General features: G+C 28.9%; 15 protein-coding genes. 3 read left to right on the top strand and 12 right to left on the bottom strand.

Features of this window, described 5'->3' with window-relative positions; genetic code table 11:
• Positions 1-5 precede the first annotated feature (5 nt).
• The 12 genes from ACY2IJ_RS12810 to ACY2IJ_RS12755 form a co-directional block, all read right to left on the bottom strand.
• Positions 6-2,906: an ATP-binding protein gene (locus ACY2IJ_RS12810; RefSeq protein WP_476724725.1), complete on the bottom strand. Its 2,901-nt coding sequence runs from the start codon at positions 2,904-2,906 to the stop codon at positions 6-8.
• On the bottom strand, positions 2,896-3,963 hold the full coding sequence (locus ACY2IJ_RS12805; protein ID WP_476724724.1) for a DNA cytosine methyltransferase: 1,068 nt from the start codon (positions 3,961-3,963) through the stop codon (positions 2,896-2,898). Before ACY2IJ_RS12805 ends, ACY2IJ_RS12810 begins: the two co-directional genes overlap by 11 nt.
• A gap of 236 nt (positions 3,964-4,199) precedes the next feature.
• The gene (locus ACY2IJ_RS12800; RefSeq protein WP_476724723.1) at positions 4,200-5,465 is read right to left on the bottom strand and encodes a type II toxin-antitoxin system HipA family toxin; all 1,266 of its coding nucleotides are present in this window, start codon (positions 5,463-5,465) and stop codon (positions 4,200-4,202) included.
• A 2-nt stretch (positions 5,466-5,467) separates the two neighbouring features.
• A complete protein-coding gene (locus ACY2IJ_RS12795) occupies positions 5,468-5,731 on the bottom strand; it encodes a helix-turn-helix transcriptional regulator (protein WP_068825326.1) in 264 nt (87 codons plus the stop codon).
• A 171-nt stretch (positions 5,732-5,902) separates the two neighbouring features.
• Positions 5,903-9,625: an nSTAND3 domain-containing NTPase gene (locus ACY2IJ_RS12790; protein WP_476724722.1), complete on the bottom strand. Its 3,723-nt coding sequence runs from the start codon at positions 9,623-9,625 to the stop codon at positions 5,903-5,905.
• Positions 9,626-9,628: 3 nt separating this feature from the next.
• Positions 9,629-10,378: a nucleotidyl transferase AbiEii/AbiGii toxin family protein gene (locus ACY2IJ_RS12785; RefSeq protein WP_476724721.1), complete on the bottom strand. Its 750-nt coding sequence runs from the start codon at positions 10,376-10,378 to the stop codon at positions 9,629-9,631.
• A 67-nt stretch (positions 10,379-10,445) separates the two neighbouring features.
• Positions 10,446-11,453 carry a type IV toxin-antitoxin system AbiEi family antitoxin gene (locus ACY2IJ_RS12780; RefSeq protein ID WP_476724720.1) on the bottom strand — a complete coding sequence of 336 codons (1,008 nt, stop codon included), beginning with the start codon at positions 11,451-11,453 and terminating at the stop codon, positions 10,446-10,448.
• 222 nt (positions 11,454-11,675) lie between these two features.
• Complete coding sequence (locus tag ACY2IJ_RS12775) at positions 11,676-12,287, bottom strand: P-loop NTPase family protein (RefSeq protein WP_476724719.1); 612 nt, start codon at positions 12,285-12,287, stop codon at positions 11,676-11,678.
• A 604-nt stretch (positions 12,288-12,891) separates the two neighbouring features.
• Positions 12,892-13,713: a transcriptional regulator gene (locus tag ACY2IJ_RS12770; RefSeq protein WP_476724718.1), complete on the bottom strand. Its 822-nt coding sequence runs from the start codon at positions 13,711-13,713 to the stop codon at positions 12,892-12,894.
• An 810-nt stretch (positions 13,714-14,523) separates the two neighbouring features.
• Complete coding sequence (locus tag ACY2IJ_RS12765) at positions 14,524-14,799, bottom strand: helix-turn-helix domain-containing protein (protein WP_476724717.1); 276 nt, start codon at positions 14,797-14,799, stop codon at positions 14,524-14,526.
• A 118-nt stretch (positions 14,800-14,917) separates the two neighbouring features.
• Positions 14,918-15,760, bottom strand: coding sequence for an RteC domain-containing protein (locus ACY2IJ_RS12760; RefSeq protein WP_054724543.1), 843 nt, complete (start codon positions 15,758-15,760; stop codon positions 14,918-14,920).
• Between the two features lie 752 nt (positions 15,761-16,512).
• Positions 16,513-17,307 carry an AraC family transcriptional regulator gene (locus ACY2IJ_RS12755; RefSeq protein ID WP_476724716.1) on the bottom strand — a complete coding sequence of 265 codons (795 nt, stop codon included), beginning with the start codon at positions 17,305-17,307 and terminating at the stop codon, positions 16,513-16,515.
• A 98-nt stretch (positions 17,308-17,405) separates the two neighbouring features.
• Here ACY2IJ_RS12755 and ACY2IJ_RS12750 point away from each other — a divergent pair, with 98 nt between their 5' ends.
• The 3 genes from ACY2IJ_RS12750 (at position 17,406) to ACY2IJ_RS12740 (ending at position 20,629) form a co-directional block, all read left to right on the top strand.
• Entirely contained in the window at positions 17,406-18,614 is a 1,209-nt protein-coding gene (locus ACY2IJ_RS12750) for an MFS transporter (RefSeq protein ID WP_054724530.1), read from the top strand.
• A 611-nt stretch (positions 18,615-19,225) separates the two neighbouring features.
• Positions 19,226-19,984, top strand: a complete 759-nt coding sequence (locus ACY2IJ_RS12745; RefSeq protein WP_476724715.1) for a class I SAM-dependent methyltransferase — start codon at positions 19,226-19,228, stop codon at positions 19,982-19,984.
• A 45-nt stretch (positions 19,985-20,029) separates the two neighbouring features.
• Positions 20,030-20,629, top strand: coding sequence for a GNAT family N-acetyltransferase (locus ACY2IJ_RS12740; protein WP_476724714.1), 600 nt, complete (start codon positions 20,030-20,032; stop codon positions 20,627-20,629).
• Positions 20,630-20,634 lie beyond the last annotated feature (5 nt).

Here is a 20,634-nt window from a genome sequence, read left to right as displayed (position 1 = left end):
ATTTTTTATTTTAAAGGCTTAATTACAAAACAAGCACCGTTTAATAAATTGTAATTTTTATCATTAGTAGCATAAATATCAAAATAGGATTCGTTTAAACTTTGTTTAGATAAATAAAGTCCAATACCTCTACCATTTGGTCTATTGGAATAGAAAAGTTGAAATATTTTTTCTAAACGATGTTCTTCTATTTTTTGCCCGGAATTCATAATAACTATTTCTTCTGTATCTTTAAAATAATCAAATTTTATATGCTTGGTTTTTGAGTTTCTTAACCAATAAAGTGCATTGTTAATAATGTTAATAAAAACAGTGTGTATTACTGGTTCTTTTATATTGATTATGTGATTTTTAAAAGCTTTTGTTTGTTCAAATATATCTACATTAGAATTGATTTTTGAAGCAAAGAATTTTTCTAGGTAATTAAAAACTGTTTGACATTTTATTTCTTTAGCAATCACTCCTGATACTCTATAAAGTGGTGAAAGTAAGTCGTATTTATCTTCTAATTGTTTGAAATTTTGTTTTAAAAATTGAAATTGCTCTACATCAGTAAACAAATTATCATTGCTTAATTTGTCTATAGAATAATTAATTTTCGCATACAATTGATTGAATTCATGATCTATGATTTCTACAGCAACTCCAAGTTGTGCTGTTTCTCTGGTTTGATCCCATTGATATTTCATAGTATCGTATTCAGCTTTATAAGCACCTTGGATTAACTCTTCATCTAAATCAAAACTTAATTTGTTTAAATGCTCAATTAATGGAAGTAATTCTTTATTTACTTGTTCTCTTAAAAACTCAAATTTATTAGATAGTTTTTCAGATTGAATTCTTACACTTTCTTTTGAATTGATAGAATTAACAATTTGTTCCTTATCTAAGTTTAATTCTTCTTTAATTCTTTTAGATCTTAGTGAATAATCTTGAAGTAGTGCATCAAATTTGTTTTTAAGAACAACCTTATTGTCTGAAATTAACCTTTCAAGAGTACCATTATATTTTTGGAAATTTTTAACAAACTCCATTTTTAATTCTTTGACTTCTAGTTTTTCTTGTACCCTAACCATTAGTTGAGCACTGTCTTTTTTAATAGTGTCATTAAATTTAACCAGTTTGTTTTCGAATTTATCTAATCTGTCTAATTGTGTATCAGTTGGTTTATATCTTTTAGGTACTTTAGGTAAAAGGGTTTTATAACCAATATCTAATGTATGTATCCTATCTAATAAATCTTCTATATCAGAATATAAAACATCACTTTGATTTGTCTTTTCTTCTAATTGATTTAGTAAATCTTGGTAATCTTTTTGGTATTTATCAAAACGCTCAGAATAAGAATTTAAATCTTTTGAAAATTGGACCTTTTCTGCTGTTTCTCTTTTTTTATCAGCTTTTAAAGCCTCCGATTGCTCTTTAAGTTGTAACTTTTTATCTAAAAAAAGTGATTGTTTAGCAGTGTCGCTAAAATATTCTTGGGCTAATTCAATAAAGAAAGATTCTAAATCATTCTTGAAAGCTGCATAAGCAGGGTTATTAATTAAACCCTCTCGACTTGATTTGTCTTTTAACTTCTCATTTTCATCTCTAGTTAGAGCTAAATATCCAAACATTCTTCTATGAGAGAAATAAGCTGAACTAGCCCTTAATGCTCTTCTTTTTTCAAAACCTAAAAAATCAAAATCGGTTCTTCCATATGGTAGTACTCTAAAATTATCTCTATAAATATACAAACCACCATACTCTGTAACTTTGTCATTTATTTTTTTCCAAGCACTCGACTCTAAATTTGATTCGCTTTCTCTACCTTGTGAATAACCTAATCTTATTGGAAAAGAACCGTATTCATTTCTTTTATCTTTTTTTCTTGGATTTGTATATTCATAATCAATAGTTTGATCATAAATTTTTAATTTCCCTTTAAAAGAACCTTTACCATCAAATTCACCATCAATTAAAACATCCGCAAAATTGAAATCTTCTGAACTAAAGAAGTTACCGTATGAAGTAAGGAAATCAAATGATTGTTCACTTTTCCCATAAATTGGAATTGAAGTAGAAACATTCTTATTGTCTTTTATAAACTCATTAGTGAAACCAGATAAGCTTGAAATAACAAAATTTCTATCATTTAAAGTGTCGTCTTCTGAGTCTGCCAACTGAACAATTTGATCTAAAGGTTCAAATATTATAAATTTAGTACCGTTATTTTTCTCTAAATTTATAATATTCTCTAAAAGTTTTTTTTCTAAAAAACCAGATAAGTAACATTTGGTTACTGATGTTTCAATTTCATTTTTTAATTCTGATTGCGAAGCTTCCCATATTAAATTGCCATCAATGTCATTTTCTTTTTCAAAATTTTTCAGAAAATCATTCTTTAATTTTTCAAACTTGGTTGGAAATTCATTTATCGAATCAATATTTTCAACAGGAATATCTACATCATCAAGAAACAGATTATAATTTTCTAATAACCTCCAGTCAAAAAACAAAGCCTGTAAAGGATGTCCTTGTTTTTTAGTTAGCATTAACATTGGGTTACCTAAAAAAGCAACAGAAAGTCTTCCAATTCCTTTTTCACCCGCTTTAATTCTTGGTCTTTTCCAAAGTGTTTCTTCACTTTCTTTTTCTTCAAGAGTTGCTCTAGTTTTTGAATCAGTTCCTAAAACTAACCATTTTTCGAAAATGTCTTTTCTAGACATTCCCTTACCATCATCTGTCATTACAAATAAAGGATTCTTTAAATCTTTGTAACCAGATAAATATATTTCGGCAGTTAAATTATCTGCATAAGCATCATAACCATTTTTCCACAACTCCGTAATGGCTGTTGGTAAATCAGCAATTTGTCCTTTACCTAATAAATCGACTGCTCTTGCTTTGGTTCTAAACTGCATTTAGATGATTTTTTATTATTGCCTTCGCTATTGAAGAAGCGTATTTTGGAGGTACAGCATTTCCAATCATTCTTGCTGCATTGGCAATGCTAGTTGCTTTAATTTTGTAATTTCTTGGAAACGACTGTAGAACAGCACCTTCTCTTATTGAAATAGCTCTATTCTCTTCCGGATGAGCAAATCTACCATTTGAAATACTAAAAAACTTTGTTGTTATTGTAGGTGAAGGTTTGTGCCACCACATTCTACCATAAGTATCTTTAAAATTTGTAGTGTCGTTTCTATGGCAATTAGGAGCTAAATCTTCATTATTTGCATAAGCCATTCTTGAGCCTCCATCTTTAGCGGTTACATTTAATCTATCAATATTTATTTGTTTTAACCCAGCAACTGAATGCGCAAACTCTGTTTCATCTTTATGTCCAGCTTCTATCTTAGGAAAACCATTATGTTCTCCTATTGTATCATAAACTGTCTTTATTTTACCTGTGTACTTTATAGGTTCTAAAACTTTATTGTTTACCCTATTGGCAATTAATGTAAGTCTTTTTCTACTTTGTGGTACACCGTATTCCATTACATTATGAATGCTATGGTGTACTTTGTAATCATGGTTTTCTAACCATAAAATAAAATCTTCTAAACCGCTTTCGTCTTTTCTTCTTAATACACCTGGTACATTTTCTACAACAACATACCCAGGATTAAAATATTCTACAAATCGTCTAAATTCGATTAAAAGACTTTTAGATTTTGCGGATTTTTTTCTATCTGTATTGATTATGCTCCAAAACTGGCATGGACTACATCCTATTAGAATTAAATCATTATCATTTTTTTGAAGATTCAATTCTTTTTCTAATTGCTGTTCTTTGTAATCAAAAACATCTGCATGTATAAATTTTGCTCCTTTTATGTTTGCTTCATAAGTTTCCTTACAAGTATTGTCATAATCTATACCTGCAAGTATTTTAATACCTGTACCCTGCATACCAGAAGACATCCCCCCCCCGGAACAGAAAAAATCAACTGCTTTTAGTTTAGACTTTACTTTCATAACTCTTGTAATATTTTTCAAAAATAAGCAAATTTAAACGATCTTAAATTATCTCAAATTATTCTTTTATTTTTAGTTCTAAATACTTAATTCTATTGTTTTGTTGATCTTGAAAATTTCACAACTTTTGAACTTCATAACAGCTGTTATGGGATTTATTAACTCACCTCTCTAAAATCTATCCAATAATCATGGTATTTTACTTTTATATCTGTAGTCAATATCTTAATTTCAGCTTATATAAGGTTGGTAAACTCTTTTTTAATTGCCTCACGTACCTTTTCAGGCACTTCAAATTCTTTACATAAAGAATCCCATTTTAAAGTAGCTCCTTGTATGTTTTGAATAATCCCTTTGGGGTTTTTAATAACATAGGCTTCTGCAATGGTTAACACATCTTCTAAAGTAATCTTATTTCTTTTATGATTGATTGACAAGGCTCTTGTTACCTTGCTAAAGGTTAGATTTATATTTAAGGGATATGTTAAATCGTACGCAGGTGCTAAATTCCAAGAATTTGTTTCTTTGTTATAGATAAAACTATGATTTTTTAAATGATCATCAATGTTTGCAAAAACAATATTAAACACCATACGTCTAAAGAGTTCTTGAATATCTTTATGCGGTACCTTAAGATCTAATGCTAGTTTAAATACGTTTTCATAACTGGCATTGTCTGGTTTTTTAAAATCCCATCCTGTTAACCCTGACACGGTTAAAACATGTTGTTTTTCACCATGTTGTCTATCATAACGTAACGTTGCAAAATGTTTGTTGTCTATTAATTTTGAAGGCATCATTTGTATGCCTACTTCTTTTGCTAATAGATAATATATGTATTCTGTTTTTTCCTTGTTATAGCCCGCTTCCTCATCCATACACAACTTTACGAGGTAATGATTGTAATCCTTTGAGTATTCTATATCTCCAGGAATAATGTTACCGGACTCTTTATGTTCTGAAATAAGAATTTTGGGTCTTACACCACCTGCTGATGTCCCTATCTTAAAGATATTTAAAAGGGCTAAATCATTTAAAGCCTTTCCTGCTGTTTTATTTTTTACATCTAGCACTTTGTTTAGTACCTCAACAATTTCTTCTATATTAATTGTTGTTGATGTTGGTATTTCTACCGAAGGGTGGTATTCAATGGCCCCCATACCGCGATTAGAAACATAGGTTAGTTGTTCTAGTGGTGTTATTTTTTTAACCTCTGTCTTTTTAGCTTCTAACCATTCTTTAAAAATAATATTTCCAAACAGATCAGGTAAGGAATCGGCAATCATAGGAGGCAACCCTCTGAATGTTTCTCCTTCAAATTTTGAGAATACTTGTACTGGTTTTATCCGTTTAAAAACATAAGGAAATATATTGCTGTATTGGTTAGATTCTAAAAAAATTGGATTGTATTGAAAAAAAGAGGTACGCTTGTCTATGTCGTATCCAATTTTACCTATTTCTATCCCAAACAATATCACTTCTATGATTTGATTTTTAGCCATTTTTAATATAATGAGTTTATATCATTCTTATTCTCTACATCTTTTAATGCTTGAAACAATGGTTCTAGTAAATCAAAATGATTTGCTATTTTTAGTACTGTATCTAAAGTTGCGTTCTTACCGTTTTCAAATTTTTGAATGGTATAACGTGACAATTCTAAAGCTTCTCCAAGGTCTTGCTGAGACATTTCGTAAATTTGTCTTTTCTGTTTGCAAAGCTCACCCAACTGCAATTTTACTTCCTTAATAGTGATTGCATCTATCATATTTTGTTTATTATAATACACAAATATATAAAAAAACTTTAAAATGTGTATTATAATACATTATGCAAGAAGCTTATTTATCATTTAATCTAACTCTAGTAGTCAAGGAAAACAAGAAAAATGGGTTTTGACTTGTTGTAGAAATGATAAAAAGTGCTTTAATATGTGCCTCTATTGCCTACCTCTTTTTTTTCTTGTACGACTATATTCTCTATTTATTTCAATAGTTTCATTAATGAAATTTTGTATTGGTAATAACATTATATCATCAGGTAATTCATTTACAAAACCTAATACTTCTTCCCATCTTTTAGCTCTGATCAATTCTGGATCTGCGTTACCACTCCAAATTGCTTGCTGATAGATCCATCTTACTTTTTCAAAAACGTCTTTACTTTTATTTGTAATGAGGTGAATCTTTATAAAATCCCCTTTTTGATTTGGAAATTTATTATGAACTATGTTCATAATAACATTTAGATGTTTAGGACTATTTGTGTGCTTTAGCATATAAGACCTTAAAAAAGAAACAGCTTTCTTGTTTTCTTCTGGTTTTAATTGTTCAAAAAGGTTCCCTGCTGGATGGTCGCTTATTCCATAGTAATATTCTTTGTCAATTATAAAATCTAAAACAGTTTCCACTCCTCTTATTAAATCTTCATTTTTCCATATAAAATTGTATCTATCACGATGTTCTCTATTAGGCCTTTTAAGTTCTGGTGTGCTATAATAATATTCAAAATATTCTAAAAGAAATTCAGGATAAGATATGCATAGTTGTTCTAATCCTTTACTATCATAATCAAAATGGTCTTGAGTAAAATCTTGTAACAGGTATGTTTCTTTTAAAATTCTAATGTCATCTGTAAATAAATTCACGTATTTTTCAAACAAACTACCATAAAAATAAATTCTCACTCCTTCTTTCATCTTCTTATTTAATGAAGACAATACCTTATGAAACAACTTTGAATCCTCTTTCAAATATTTCTCTAAATTTTCAAAAGAAATACTAAAATTTTCAGAAACAGCATGAGACCAATTAACAATATCTATCAATACCTTGTCATAATTTTTTTCAACTTGAAGTCTTTCAAAATAGCATAATAATATGTTGGTTTTTCTATTATAATTCCCCTTGTTGATTACCTCAAAAATTTCAAATGCTTCCTTTTCTTCTTTAAGGAAATTTGAAAAAGGCCAATATGGGATATAATTTACTTGATTATTGTCTTTAATTATTGTTTCTAATAATTTTACCCCTCTTTTAAAATCAATTTCAAAAATAGCGTTAACGGCTATATCAAAACTAGTTTGAGTGATGCTCCATTTAGCATTTGTAGCTTTGTATAAATATAGATACTCTTTATAGAGTAATTGAGGAGCTTTAGAATATTTAGAAATTATATAGGTTTTTATTTCATTGTTCTTTTTTTCCTCATATATTTTATGTTCTAATTTATCTTCTAGCTCAAATCTGTGAACTCCATTTAATAACTCTCTATTTAAAATTTTATAAAATTGATATAACTCACAGTTAAATAGTGTTGATAGATCTTTGAAGGATTTGTGATTTACCTTAGACCTATTACACCACCAAATTTGTTTTTGCACATATCTACAATGTTCAAATACTTTTGGATTTAATTTATCATTAATGATTTTTAATATAAATTCTAAATCATATTTCATTAATTCCACATTATTATCTGGGTGCATTGAAGCACAAGATTCTAATAATTCTAAGGATTCCTTTTCATAAGAATCAAAATGGATAAAAACTCTATTCCATATATCATCTCTTAACTCTTCTATGATTGTTCCTTTTTTTACTTCGTAATTATAAATTGACAGACTGTTACCATACAAAGGTTTTACTTGTTGAAATTTATGTTTTAACAACATTTTTCCTATTACATAAAACAATTCTTTTTCCAATTGCTTTTCTTCATTAGCTCCTTTTAAAATAATCTCTAATAAAGTTTTTTGCTTATAATAACCATATTGTACATCTTGGTAATCAAAAGTTAAATATTCTTTTATCGTATAATGAAATTCACTTGCTGCTTCTGGATTACGCCTAACAAATTCTAATGAAGCCAATAAAGCATTTTTTAGAAAAGTAGATGGCCTTCTTGCAAAGTGACTCAATAAACTAAATATATTTCTCTTTTGTGATGAAAACTCATTATTCTCAAAGGTAAGTTCGTATTTATCTACAGGTTTAAGCTCTCCTTGAAGTCCTAATTGAAGCATATACTCAATTGTTTGGTCAGGTATGATAAACCAAAATAATTCATAGAATCCTAATAGGTTTATTTTAGAGTTACGCGCAAAATTGATTAACACATGTTTAATAGCTTGGACAACATTTTCGTGATTAAAACTATTATTAGCAGATATAACACAATCTTTAAATCGATAATCATATGTTGGAAAATAATTAAATAATAATGTCTCAAAATCTAATGATTTCAATTGAAAAAAAGCTTTGTTAAAAAAATATACCCCTAAGTTTTGTTCAACTATCTTAATTTCTTCTTTATAAATACTTATCAATTCAGACTTTCTTAATAACTCAACATTTGAAACGAACTCATTTTTATTTAGTTTGAATGTATTGAGTAAATTATCAAAATCAACAGAATTCATATTTACTGAACCAAAAAAGGTAATTATAGCCATTGTATTAATAACACTTTCATTTTTTAATTCACTTGAATCCTTTAAAAAAGTTTTAAAATAAAGATCAAACGCATCTTCTGTATTATTAAGAGCGGACATATCTTTATTAACATTATCAAGCTTAGCAAGCATAAGTGCAAGCCTAACATTACCTTTTGCTAACTCTAATATTTTATGAAGTGAATCTTTATTTTTTATACAAAAGGGTTCGGTAGTTAATATATCACTTAGTTCTTCATCTTTAAGCCTATTGATGCTTATCGTTTCGTAATCAAACTCACTAATGTGTTCTGAAAAATCTGATGCAGCATAATCTCTAACTGTTACAAGAATTTTGACTTTGTTATAAGAACTATTTTTTAAAAACTGTAAAATTTGTTCAAAATGAGATATTCTGTGTGCATCATCAATAAAAAGTATGGTTTGCGATTCTAGAGAGAGTTTTCCTTTTAAATCATCTATTATTGAATCACTGTCAAAAGAATTAACCCAAACAGCCATATTTGGTTGCTCTCTTAACAATCTATCTAAAATTTCAACACATAACTTAGATTTCCCTGTTCCTGCAGGACCAGAAATAATTGAAATATGATGTTTATTTATTAATTGAAACGCATCTTTAATTTCATCATCTCTATGTAGAAAAGGATTGTTTAATGGCGTTGCAATTTGTTTACCAGCACTGTTGTAGTTTACTACAAAAGTATCTAACGAAACCCATTGAGATTTATCTAAAGGAATATCTAAATATTTATTACCCAAGTCGGTATTTTGAAATAAGATATTTCTCGCAATACGATTCACATTCCAAAAATCCATTAGAATATTTTCTTTTTTGCATAGTTCATTGAGCTGATCACTTTGACCTGGTTTTAACTCAAAGCTTGTACAGAATGTTATTGTCTGTATTTTTTCTTTTTTTACTCTAGTCTTTGTTTCATCTATACATTTATTGAAATCGTCAATAAGTTTACCCAAACCACCACTTTTATCTTTTGTGATTTCGTTAAATACAAAAAGATCATTACTTAAAAGAATATACGAATCGGGTGTTCCTGGTTTTGTTTCCTCTTTGCCTAAAGCCATACCAGACCTCCCAAAATCTTTATGAGATGGATAATTACGTAATATGATTTCGTCACACATTTCTTGAAATAATGTACTGTTTAACGAAATTATTTTTGATACTATTTCAGAAAGTTGAGACATATTTTACTTCTTTTCTATTAAACCACGTTTTAACTCTTCCAAAATTTGAACAGCATATTCTAAGCCCCATTCTTTATTACTAATCCATTGTTTTGCTATTGCAGATTTTTTAGGGTCTATGATATTATCGTTTAATGTTTTTAAAATTCGAGTGCTAATTGCCTCTGAAATATTTAAAAACTGACTTGCTTTTCTACCTAATACCCTTGCTGCAATTTTGAGTTGGTCTAAATCTCCTTCTTCTGGAAAAGTATCGTTATGATGCTCTACTATTTCATTAAAATTTAAATTGAAATAGTGTTCTATAATTCTTAAAATATCATACAAATCACTATCACGTTCTTCAGGCCTATCACTCCAAGCGATTAGCTTTAAAATAACCATTCCTGGTAAGGAAGGAATTTGTATTGATTTTTCTTCTATTTGAACAGTTTCCGGAAGTTGTAATACTTCGCTAAACCCTAAAACATGCAAATCGGTATAGCGCTCATTGAAGTTTACTGTGAATTTTTCTTCAATTTCTCCAAATGGTAATAGATCTATAACAATATTAAATTTATCGTGATACATTGTCCATGGAGCCTCTACTTTATTAAATCCGTAATTGCCAAGCTCTTCAACTATGGTTTCAAATTCCTGAATAGAAGAAATCATAATTGCAAAGTCAATATCTTTTGTACCTCTGCTAGGTTTAATTCCGTCTTTTAATAATTCTAAGGCTATGGCACTTGCTCCAATGAGATAATAAGACACTTTTAGTTTTATCATGACCTCATCAATACAATCAAAAACTTCTTTGAAGTAGGGGATAGCGAGTTCTTTATATGTTTGGTTGGATGTGTTCATCAAAAATTAGCTTTGCAGTTTCTTTACACCTTTTATCATCAGTAATCATTAAATCTATATAAACCAATTGTTTTGGTGCTGTGTTGTTATTATTTTTATTAAAATTTGCAGCCCAAAACATATCATAGGCCCAAATATCTCCATTATCGTCAGGTAATAATTTGTATTGCAACATCAAATCTTTTGTAGTTTCTTTTGTGTAAATCGTGAATTTTTCTGGTCTTAGATGATTGGTTATGATATCTCCAGCTGGTTCGCCACCCCAAACTGTTTTATCGGTTTTGAATTGTAACGTTTTCCAATCTTGGTTCTTGTTTTGAAATCTAAAACGTTGTTTAAAAAGCGTAGGTTTTAACGTTTGCTCAAAATCTGTCATCCACTTATGCAGCAGCTCTTCATTATCATTAATTATATATTCATTTTTGTTTAATTTTAAGATGAGGTTGGTTTCCAATAAACCATTTATGATTAATGGAATATTACCTAATGCTACATTGGTTATTTCTGCTATTTCTCGTTGTGTTTGGTTGATTAATTGAGGATCTAATAAGAAATGAAATATTACTTTTAGCCCTGTTTTGGTAAATGCTCTATTTCCTTTTTCTTTTTGAGTTTTTGTTGTTTTATGGGTATCTATATAAATAAAGAAACCGTCTTTATTGATGTACACATTTCCATTTTCTTCTAAATAATTTACTTGGTTTTCTCGAAGTTCTTTCTTTACTTTTGGATATAGTTTTTCTGCTACTAATAAGAAGTTTTTGAATCTATTATTATAATCTATGATATTAAACAATTGATGGTTTTTAACATCTTTTTTAACTTCAACCAGCATTGTAATTTTTTGATTGTTAATTGTGAGGTCTAATTTTCCATCAACACCTATGTCTTTATTATCATTCACAGTATCCCATTTCCATGTTATTGGAATATCCTTTTCTAAATTATGAATTGCTTTATTTAGTATCTCTATTTCGTCCATTGTATTTCCTCTCTATGTTCATTATTTTTAAATGTTCATTATTCGTGAACACTTATTTAACATGAACAAATATATGTAAATTATTTAAATAAAGTCCTGACGCTTAAAAGTTATGATGGTTAAACTTTGGCAAAAATGAAGAATTTTGCCAAAGTTTAATTTATAAAAAAAAGGTGTTGTGTACTTATTGATTGAAAAATGACATTAATTCATAGGGTTTAATTACCTGCGTTTGTCTTTTGAAGTATTGTTATAAGCGATTAAATTAAATAGTTCTCGCATTCTGCTTCTTACGCGGTTTCCATAGTGTTGTTCAATTTCTGATGCAGATAAGTTAGTGGTGATGTGGGTTTTTAGCTTTTTACTAACGAACAAATCGTAGCGGCTTAATATAATTTCTGCCATGACATTGCATTCGTTACCGAAGTATTTTAAGTTGCTTTCCGTTCCTAAATCGTCAAAACAAATGGTGTTGTATTTTGGTTGGTATAGCTTGCCTTTGCTATACCTGTGAATGACTTCGTAACCGTCTTGTATGAATTCAAAACTTACATCTCTACAGGATTTTACATGATACTTTTCTTTTTCGGTAATATGTTTTATCAAGGTCATTAATGATGTTTTGCCACAGCCTATGGGGCCAGAAAGTAAGATGCCTTTTTCTAAAAAAATATTGAGTTCAATAGCTCTTTTTTCATCTTTTAGCATATAGGCTATTAACTTTTCAATAATGGTTTCATCTTCTTTATAAATTTTGAAATGTGTTCCGAATAGTTCTTTGCCTTTTTTTTCGAGCCATTGGGTTATTTCTTGGTAGTTGAGGTTCGAATTCATTATCTCTGATTTTGTTTTTTTACTTTGTCTTTTTTTGATGAAAATATTTCAACTTTGCTCAGCACAGGCTTTAACAAAAAGTTAAGACGAAAGTTTATTTTCTTTTTTCCATTGCTGAAAATACTTCGACTCCGCTCAGCACAAGCTTCAACAAAAAAATCTAGTCTTGAATCTTTGACAATAAGATTGATTTTTCTTTTGTCTTAACACAAAAGAAACAAAAAGTCAAGACTTGGATTTTCAGCGGTCAATTACAATCTCAAATCCTAAAGAAAAGAACTCGGCTAAAGCCTCAGGCAGCTTTTCTTTTTACGGATTTTTCAATTGATTGACACTCGCTTACAAATCCTATGTCAAATTGAAATTCTAACTAGATTTGTTATTTTTTACTTTTATTTATGTTTTCTTTTTAGACTCAAACAGCTTTTATTTTTACAAAACCTTCAAATATTTGACATTCTCCTGCCAGATTCTATGGCGGGTTGAAATTGTAACTAGATTTATTATTTTTATTCCTGTTTTTTGACTTTCTAAAAAAAATTGTTCTCGATACGCTATCGCACTCGAACTGACACTACGATTAGGTTCAAGACAAGGTATAGCGTTATAATGGTTCGGAGTAATTTTTATCCGTAGTTGTGTTGAGTTGTTTTGCTCGATTTATCGGTGTTGTGTCGGTGTTGTGCTTAAAATTAGTACTGTTAAGCATCCAATTTTCTGCAGCAGCTTTCCAATCGACCATTTTGGTTTTTCCGCCTACTAACCAACCATTGCTGGTAAAATAATTGTAAAACTTCTGCGCTTCTAATTCTGGGTGTTTTTGTTCTATAAAATACTTATTTACTTCTTCAATAGTCGGCTTCAAGACTGTATTTGAAGTGATCTTATTTTTCTTTTTTTGCCGCAACTTTTTTTCTTTTACATCGCCCTGATTTTTAAACTGTACAATTTTATTTTTAAAATTTGGTGCTTGTTCTTCCAAGTTTGAAATGTTTAAAGTGTTTGTTTTGTTTATACTGTTTATAGAAGATACCAGTGCTTGTTCACTACTAGTTTTTTGCTTGTTTAGAGCTTGTTCATCAACAGGGATATTTTTTTTAGTATTGCGGTCTTTTTTTTGAACTGGTTTTAAGTCTTCTGAAAAATTGAACATATAGACCATACTACCTTTAAATGGATTGTAGGATGGTTCGTATTTAAGATATCCCTTGTCATTTAATTCGCGTATACATTTGTGATACGTTCCTTTAGAACATATTTTACTAATACGCATAACCTCATCTCTTGTAATGCTTATTGGATTTTTAAACCGGTTGATATTCCAGTATTGAAATAAGCCTAAGTATAAACTTATGTGGGTTGGATTTAAATTTGAATCGTGAATGATGCGGTCAAAAAATCCTGTTAAGTGTTTTATGTAATTCATTTTGTAAATAATTTAATTATTATTATTTTCTTTTTTGTTTTATCAGAACCCTTCGATATGCTTGTAATGACACTTTCAAAAAAATAATATTTATTTTTATTTCTCTCAATGTGTCCCTGTTCATTTTGTCTTGAAACAAAACGAACCAAAAATTCAAGCCTTAAATCTTCGACGGTCAATTACGTTTTCTATGTCTAAAAGAAAAGAACTCACTGCGTTCAAACAGCTTTTCTTTTTTAACGACATATTCAAACTATTGGCACTCGTCTGCCAGATTCTATGGCGGATTGAGATTCTAACTAGATTTATGATCTTTTCTTTTTATGAATTTTTCAATTGATTAACACTCGCTTTACAAATCCTATGTCGAAATACATATTAGAAAATTTTTCAAAACATTTTGCGTTCCAGTATTGAAATAAGCCTAAGTATAAACTTATGTGTGTTGGGTTTAAATTTGAATCGTGAATGATGCGGTCAAAAAATCCTGTTAAGTGTTTTATGTAGTTCATTTTGTAAATGGTTTAATTTTGTGTTTTTTACATTGACATAAACATTTTAAATTCAATCAATACAAACTTTATCATAGAAATAGCCCCTTGAATTTTCGACAGTAAAATTGATTTTTCTTTTGTCTTAACACAAAAGAAACAAAAAGTCAAGACTTGGATTCTCAGCGGTCAATTACAATCTCAAACCCTAAAAGAAAAGAACTCGGCTTAAGCCTCAAACAGCTTTTCTTTTTACGGTTTTTTCTATTGATTGACACTCGCCTACAAATCCTATGTCGAATAGAGATTGTAATTAGCTTTAGGAATTATTAACTTTATTTTCTTCTAAAACCTTTTGAATATCATCGTAGGCATAAAAGATAATACCTCCAACTTTGGTATAAGTGAGCGTACCATTGATGCGAAGGTTTTGTAAGGTTCCTGGAGAGATGTTTAGCAGTTTTCGGACTTCAATAGATTTGAGCCATTGTTTTTCTCGATATCCAGCTTGATGGGTTATGATGGCTTTGATGCTGTTTAGAAGGTCTATTCTGAATTGGTGTAAGTCTTCTTTTGTAATTAGTTCTACTTCCATAACTTGATTTTTAGATTGTTATGGTACAAATTTGTTGGTTTTGAGTGGTTTTACATCACAAGGCGAACCGAAGTTGTGATACATTTTATTTTAAAGACAATAAAATCAATCACTTATCTTATTCATCCGAATTATCCATTCTTTTTTTAAGACTCTCTTTAAGTGAGGTCATAAACTTTGTTCTATCTCCTTTGCGCATTCGAATTTCTAAAAAAGCTCTGTGATATTGACCTAAATTGATATTGAAGGTGTCTTCGAAATAGGCAGCAATGTCTTTTAAATCTGAAGCTCCATTATTAAACACACCTTCTGAATGTAATGCGTACAACAGCTCTATTAGAGCCACTTTAGAGCCCGTCCAGTTTTGTTTGATCTTCGGGTTAACTTGTGATTTTTGATTGGGTTGCTTATTTTCTAATAACAATAATTTATCCTCTAGGTATACTTGTAGTAAATCATGCGCTATAATTTTAGCGACTTTGTAACTATGTGTGGTTGCAAAGTTTTTATCTGATTCGAAATAAAATGAGTTTAAGCTTAATTTTACATCTAACTTACCGCGTACAAAATATTTATGATCTAAATAATTGCTTCCTGTTCGGAAGTATCTATAAAACTCTAGTTCGCTATCAAAAAACAATTTTAGTTTTCGTAATTCATTTCTATAAAATTTTTTCACCACTCTTTGACCTCCATAAGGTCTTTTGGTTTCCATTTTATATATTTTGTTGTAATAAATAAATTTGGACGAAAATTGAGGCTTGATTTCTTTGAAAAAATTAATTTCTTCGTTTGTTGATTTGAATTTTCTTTTTAACACAAACTTCTTTAATTGCTCTAAAGATTTTAAGGTTATTTCAATGGCTTGCTCACATGCCACAATAGGGTCATCAATCTCAATATTTATAAAATTGAGTTGTTCTTGTAGGTCTATTAGTAGTTTGTTTATTGGGGGTTGCAAACCGTTATTTTTGTTATAAGTTAAATTATTAAGAAATTTTTCGCATCATCAGGATCTTACTTAATTAAAGTTTCTCATACAAATAATAACAACCACTTTGTTTACATCATTAAAACAGATATTCCTTGTTAGGTAACTTCTATAATATTATTATATTCTCAATTTTTTAAAATTGGATTTTCTTTGATAAAATTTGTGTAACACAATCCTTCATTACCTATAAAGACATACTGTTTTTTTTTGAGATGTCCATTTCTTTCTGTAATTAAAATTGTATCCATTTATAGATTTTTATACTTTAATTTCATATACATTATTAAGTATTTCCTTTGTCATGCTTTCATCCTGTAACACAAAACAATGTTTAGTAAACTTACAAGCAATATCCAATATTTAGTCTTCTTTATTCCTCCATAACATGTGGATTATTTTTTCATAAACATCATTATGAGAAGTGATTGAAAAGCACTCATTGGATTATTTAATTAAGCTAAAATGTTTTTTTTGGTATCCATAATATTTTTAGTAAAGTTAAGCTAAGACTATAAAGTCTAAATAATCATATATAGACAATAAATAAGGATATTAGGACAATTAATCATTAATATAAATAAAAAAATTATAAATTCTTCCTATATAAAGAGGTTACAAACTCTTTGTAAAACATTTACACTGTGAAAGAGAAATTTCGAATGTATTAATTATTTGTATAAAGGTTTTTAATTAATTAACATTTAACTATTTCACACATTTCAATCCTTACTTTTCAAAATATAATTTGATGGTGTTTTACCTAAATGTTTTTTAAACATATAAATAAATGAGCTCGAGCTTTCATATCCTAAATCAAAGGCTATTTCTTTTACAGATTGTTGCTCACCTAATCTTTTTATTGCTTCTAAAAGTTTTAAACGAATTCTCCAATCACTAAAATTCATACCCAATTCTTTGATGAATAAACGAGATAAATTTCGACTACTCATACATGAAATTTCAGCATAGTATTCTATCGTTTGCTTACTGGCAACATCGTTAAGTAAAAGCTGTACAACATTCTTTAATCTTACATGATTTGTTGTTGGTAAAAAAGTAATACTAGGTTGTATTAAAGTAACTTCATCTAAAAAGACCATCATAATTCTTTTTTCTGAAATTGAGACAGTATCAACTGTATTAAAAGAAATAATTTTAAATAGTAATTGTTTTAAAAAAGAGGAAATGTCAAATGAAAAAGTAGTTTTTGGTAATCCATCTGTAAAAGAAGGATCTATGAAGACACTATATAATTTGACATTTTTTTGAAAAGAAACTTGATGTTCTACTCCTCCTGGAATCCAAAGTCCTTGTAATGGATTCACTACCCAAATCTGGTTATTAACTACTACGTTCATTACACCAGTAGTAGCATAAAGAAGTTGTGCTCTTGGATGTGAATGTGATATACAAATAGAATTGGTTACCATTTCCGAATATCCTATTACTGGCAAATCTGAATTAATTTGGAATCCAAAATCAACTAATCGATATGTCTGATACTCACTATTCATTGTCCAAATATACCAATTCAGGCAGTATATTTATTAAAATCTTTGTGAAAAATAATTCAGCTATTATTTAAAAAAAAATAAACCTAAAACAACCATTTATGAAAAGCATTAATACAAATACAGAAATAGCTCAAAAAACAATATATTCCATACTTTTTACAATTAGTTTTTCTCATTTTATAAATGACTTATTACAAGCTGTAATTCCTTCTGTTTATCCATTATTCAAAGAAAAATTTGATCTTAATTTTACTCAAATCGGAATGATTACTTTAATTTATCAAGTCACCGCATCTATTTTACAACCGTTTGTGGGCATGTATACTGATAAAAAATCCAAACCCTATTCCTTGATATTTGGAATGAGTTTTACCTTATCAGGATTGTTTTTTGCTTCTATTGCATCTAATTTTTATTATTTATTAGCCGCAGTGGCTTTAATAGGTATTGGTTCTTCAATTTTTCATCCTGAATCCTCAAGAGTAGCCCATTTAGCTTCTGGTGGAAAAAAGGGGTTAGCACAGTCAATTTTTCAGTTGGGAGGAAATGCTGGGAGTGCAGTTGGTCCATTATTAGCGGCTTTAATTGTAATTCCTTTTGGGCAATTACACATTATTTGGTTTTGCCTTATTGCATTAATAGGTGTTTTTGTTTTATATAAAGTAGCTATTTGGTATAGCATTCAGTTGGAATTAAAACAGCAAAATAGAATAGCTTCCGAAAAAATATCAACACATCATTTATCAAAAAATAGAATAATATTCTCTTTGATAATTTTACTACTTTTAATATTTTCTAAATATTTTTATTTGACCAGTATCACAAGTTATTATACATTTTTCTTAATAGAAAAATTCAATGTATCCATACAGGAATCACAAATTTATTTGTTTGCTTTTCTAGGTGCGGTAGCTGTAGGAACCTTAATAGGTGGTCCATTAGGTGATAAATTCGGAAGAAAATATGTTATTTGGATTTCTATCTTAGGTGCGGCTCCTTTTACACTTTTACTACCCTATGTGTCGTTATTTTGGGTTGGAATTTTATCCATTGTAATAGGATTGATTATCTCCTCTGCTTTTTCGGCAATATTAGTTTATGCAACTGAATTACTTCCAGGAAAAGTAGGTTTAGTAGCAGGACTGTTCTTTGGATTTGCTTTTGGAATGGGTGGTTTGGGTTCTGCTATTTTAGGAAAACTTGCTGATGAAACTAGTATTGTATATATATTTAAAGTTTGTGCCTTTTTACCATTAATTGGGATTCTAACAAGCTTTTTACCTAATATAGAAAGTAAAAAAGTATAGTTTGATTAACGCAAATTTTATAATTGCTTGAATTAGAAATTATAAAATTTGTTTTCTTATTTAAAGTAATTTTATTTTGAAATATAACACGAAAATGATTTAGAAGAAAGATGAAACATATAGCTATATATTGCTCCAATACAATTGATAAAAAACAACTAATACAACAAATTGAAAAAAATTTTCTTTCCCCATTCATTTGTAAACTTACTGAATTACAAGGAGAAGTTTATTCATCAATTACAATTGATAAGTTTATTAATGAAGCATATAAACAAGATAAGATTTTTATTACCTCCTACCTTGCAATTATAAACATCAATATTGAACAAAAAAACTTATAATATTGGTATTCAATTAACTAATATGAAACTAAGGAGAGACTAATTAGAACGGTTAGTGGTTATGTAAGCCTTCCCAATTTAGAACTGTTAGTAAATCCAAATATACAATTTTTCCGTTTTAAAATAGATTGGCTTTATTTTCATACTACTGTTTTAAAGCCAATCTATTTTAATATTTGTCTGATACTCGCTATTCATTGTCCAAATATAGTAATTGTGACTTAGTGATAAGTTTAGAACTTTGGAGAAAATTAAAATAATAGATTTATGGACACTAAAAAACATAATGAAAACATTGTAGAACAATTTTCAAAACAAGCAAGCGGTTATAGTGCGATAACTTCACATAGCGATGCTTTAGAAAAATTAATTTCAATAACGTCTGCTTCTAAAAAAGATAAAGTTTTAGATATTGCTTGTGGATCAGGTATTGTCTCGTGCGAATTTGCCAAACACACCAATCATGTAACAGGTATTGATATGACTCAAGGAATGCTTGATGAAGCTAAAAAATTACAAACAAAATTTAATCTTAAAAACCTTACTTGGCAAATAGGAGATGTGGAGAATGTACCTTATGAAGATAATAGTTTTTCAATAGTAGTTTCTAGATTTGGTTTTCATCATTTTTTAAATCCACTTAAAGTTTTGTCTGAAATGAAAAGAGTCTGCAAACCCGATGGAGTAGTTATAGTTGTTGATGTTTCTTTACCAGACACTAAAATAAAAAAATACAATGAAATGGAGAGAAATAGAGATTGTTCTCATGTTGCTGCACTTTCATTAACCGAATTTTATCGTCTTTTTGAAAAAGTAGGTTTCAAAAATGTTAATACTGATTTTTATTCAATGAAAATTGGACTTAATGAGCAGCTTGAAGCATCTTTTCCGAGTAATCCAATAGCTTTAAAAGATATGATTGTTGCAGATGTTGGAGTAGATGATTTAGGAATAAATGTCACAGAAATTAATAATGAGTATTTTCTACATTATCCGATTCAAATATTTTTTGCAAAAAATAATTAAGAGGTTTTTTATATATTATTACGACAAAATTATGAAAAAACAAAAATGATTGACTTTCAAAAAGACTATATTTTAAAGAACGACAAAGTGCTTTTAAGACCATTGGTTGAAAATGACTTTGATCAACTTTTACGATATTCTTTAAACGAATTGGATATTTGGGATTTCAATGCTTTTGGTGCAAACGGAGAAGATAATTTAAGGCAATACATCAAAACTGCTATTGAAAACAGAAAAAAACAAACCGATTATGTATTTGTCGTGATAGACAAATTGCAAAATAAAATGGTAGGTAGCACCAGATTTTATTTAATAAACCAGGTCACCAAAACATTGGAATTAGGCTACACTTGGTATGGAAAAGATCATCAAGGAACTTACATTAACAAAAATTCAAAATATTTATTGCTCGAATTTGCTTTAGAGCAATTAGGATACGAACGCGTAGCATTTAAAGCCAATATTGCTAATAAAAGAAGCATTAATGCTATGAAAAGCATTGGTTGTGTCGAAGAAGGAGTTTTGAGGAATTTTAGTTTTGACGCAAAAGGAAACCGAATTGACCTTATTGTATTGAGTATTTTGAAGGACGAATGGATTAATAATGTGAAATCCAATCTTCAAGAAAAAATAAACAGAAAATAAATTTT

This window comes from Wenyingzhuangia gracilariae, assembly GCF_056387575.1.
Note: the sequence above shows the minus strand (reverse complement) of the source record. Positions and strands in the feature narration are given on the sequence as shown.

Excerpts from the sequence above, each read along its gene's own strand:
- ACY2IJ_RS12810 (WP_476724725.1), bottom strand. The coding sequence starts at position 2,906 with ATGCAGTTTAGAACCAAAGCAAGAGCAGTCGATTTATTAGGTAAAGGA.
- ACY2IJ_RS12805 (WP_476724724.1), bottom strand. The coding sequence starts at position 3,963 with ATGAAAGTAAAGTCTAAACTAAAAGCAGTTGATTTTTTCTGTTCCGGG.
- ACY2IJ_RS12800 (WP_476724723.1), bottom strand. The coding sequence starts at position 5,465 with ATGGCTAAAAATCAAATCATAGAAGTGATATTGTTTGGGATAGAAATA.
- ACY2IJ_RS12795 (WP_068825326.1), bottom strand. The coding sequence starts at position 5,731 with ATGATAGATGCAATCACTATTAAGGAAGTAAAATTGCAGTTGGGTGAG.
- ACY2IJ_RS12790 (WP_476724722.1), bottom strand. The coding sequence starts at position 9,625 with ATGTCTCAACTTTCTGAAATAGTATCAAAAATAATTTCGTTAAACAGT.
- ACY2IJ_RS12780 (WP_476724720.1), bottom strand. The coding sequence starts at position 11,453 with ATGGACGAAATAGAGATACTAAATAAAGCAATTCATAATTTAGAAAAG.
- ACY2IJ_RS12775 (WP_476724719.1), bottom strand. The coding sequence starts at position 12,287 with ATGAATTCGAACCTCAACTACCAAGAAATAACCCAATGGCTCGAAAAA.
- ACY2IJ_RS12770 (WP_476724718.1), bottom strand. The coding sequence starts at position 13,713 with ATGAATTACATAAAACACTTAACAGGATTTTTTGACCGCATCATTCAC.
- ACY2IJ_RS12765 (WP_476724717.1), bottom strand. The coding sequence starts at position 14,799 with ATGGAAGTAGAACTAATTACAAAAGAAGACTTACACCAATTCAGAATA.
- ACY2IJ_RS12755 (WP_476724716.1), bottom strand. The coding sequence starts at position 17,307 with ATGAATAGTGAGTATCAGACATATCGATTAGTTGATTTTGGATTCCAA.
- ACY2IJ_RS12750 (WP_054724530.1), top strand. The coding sequence starts at position 17,406 with ATGAAAAGCATTAATACAAATACAGAAATAGCTCAAAAAACAATATAT.
- ACY2IJ_RS12745 (WP_476724715.1), top strand. The coding sequence starts at position 19,226 with ATGGACACTAAAAAACATAATGAAAACATTGTAGAACAATTTTCAAAA.
- ACY2IJ_RS12740 (WP_476724714.1), top strand. The coding sequence starts at position 20,030 with ATGATTGACTTTCAAAAAGACTATATTTTAAAGAACGACAAAGTGCTT.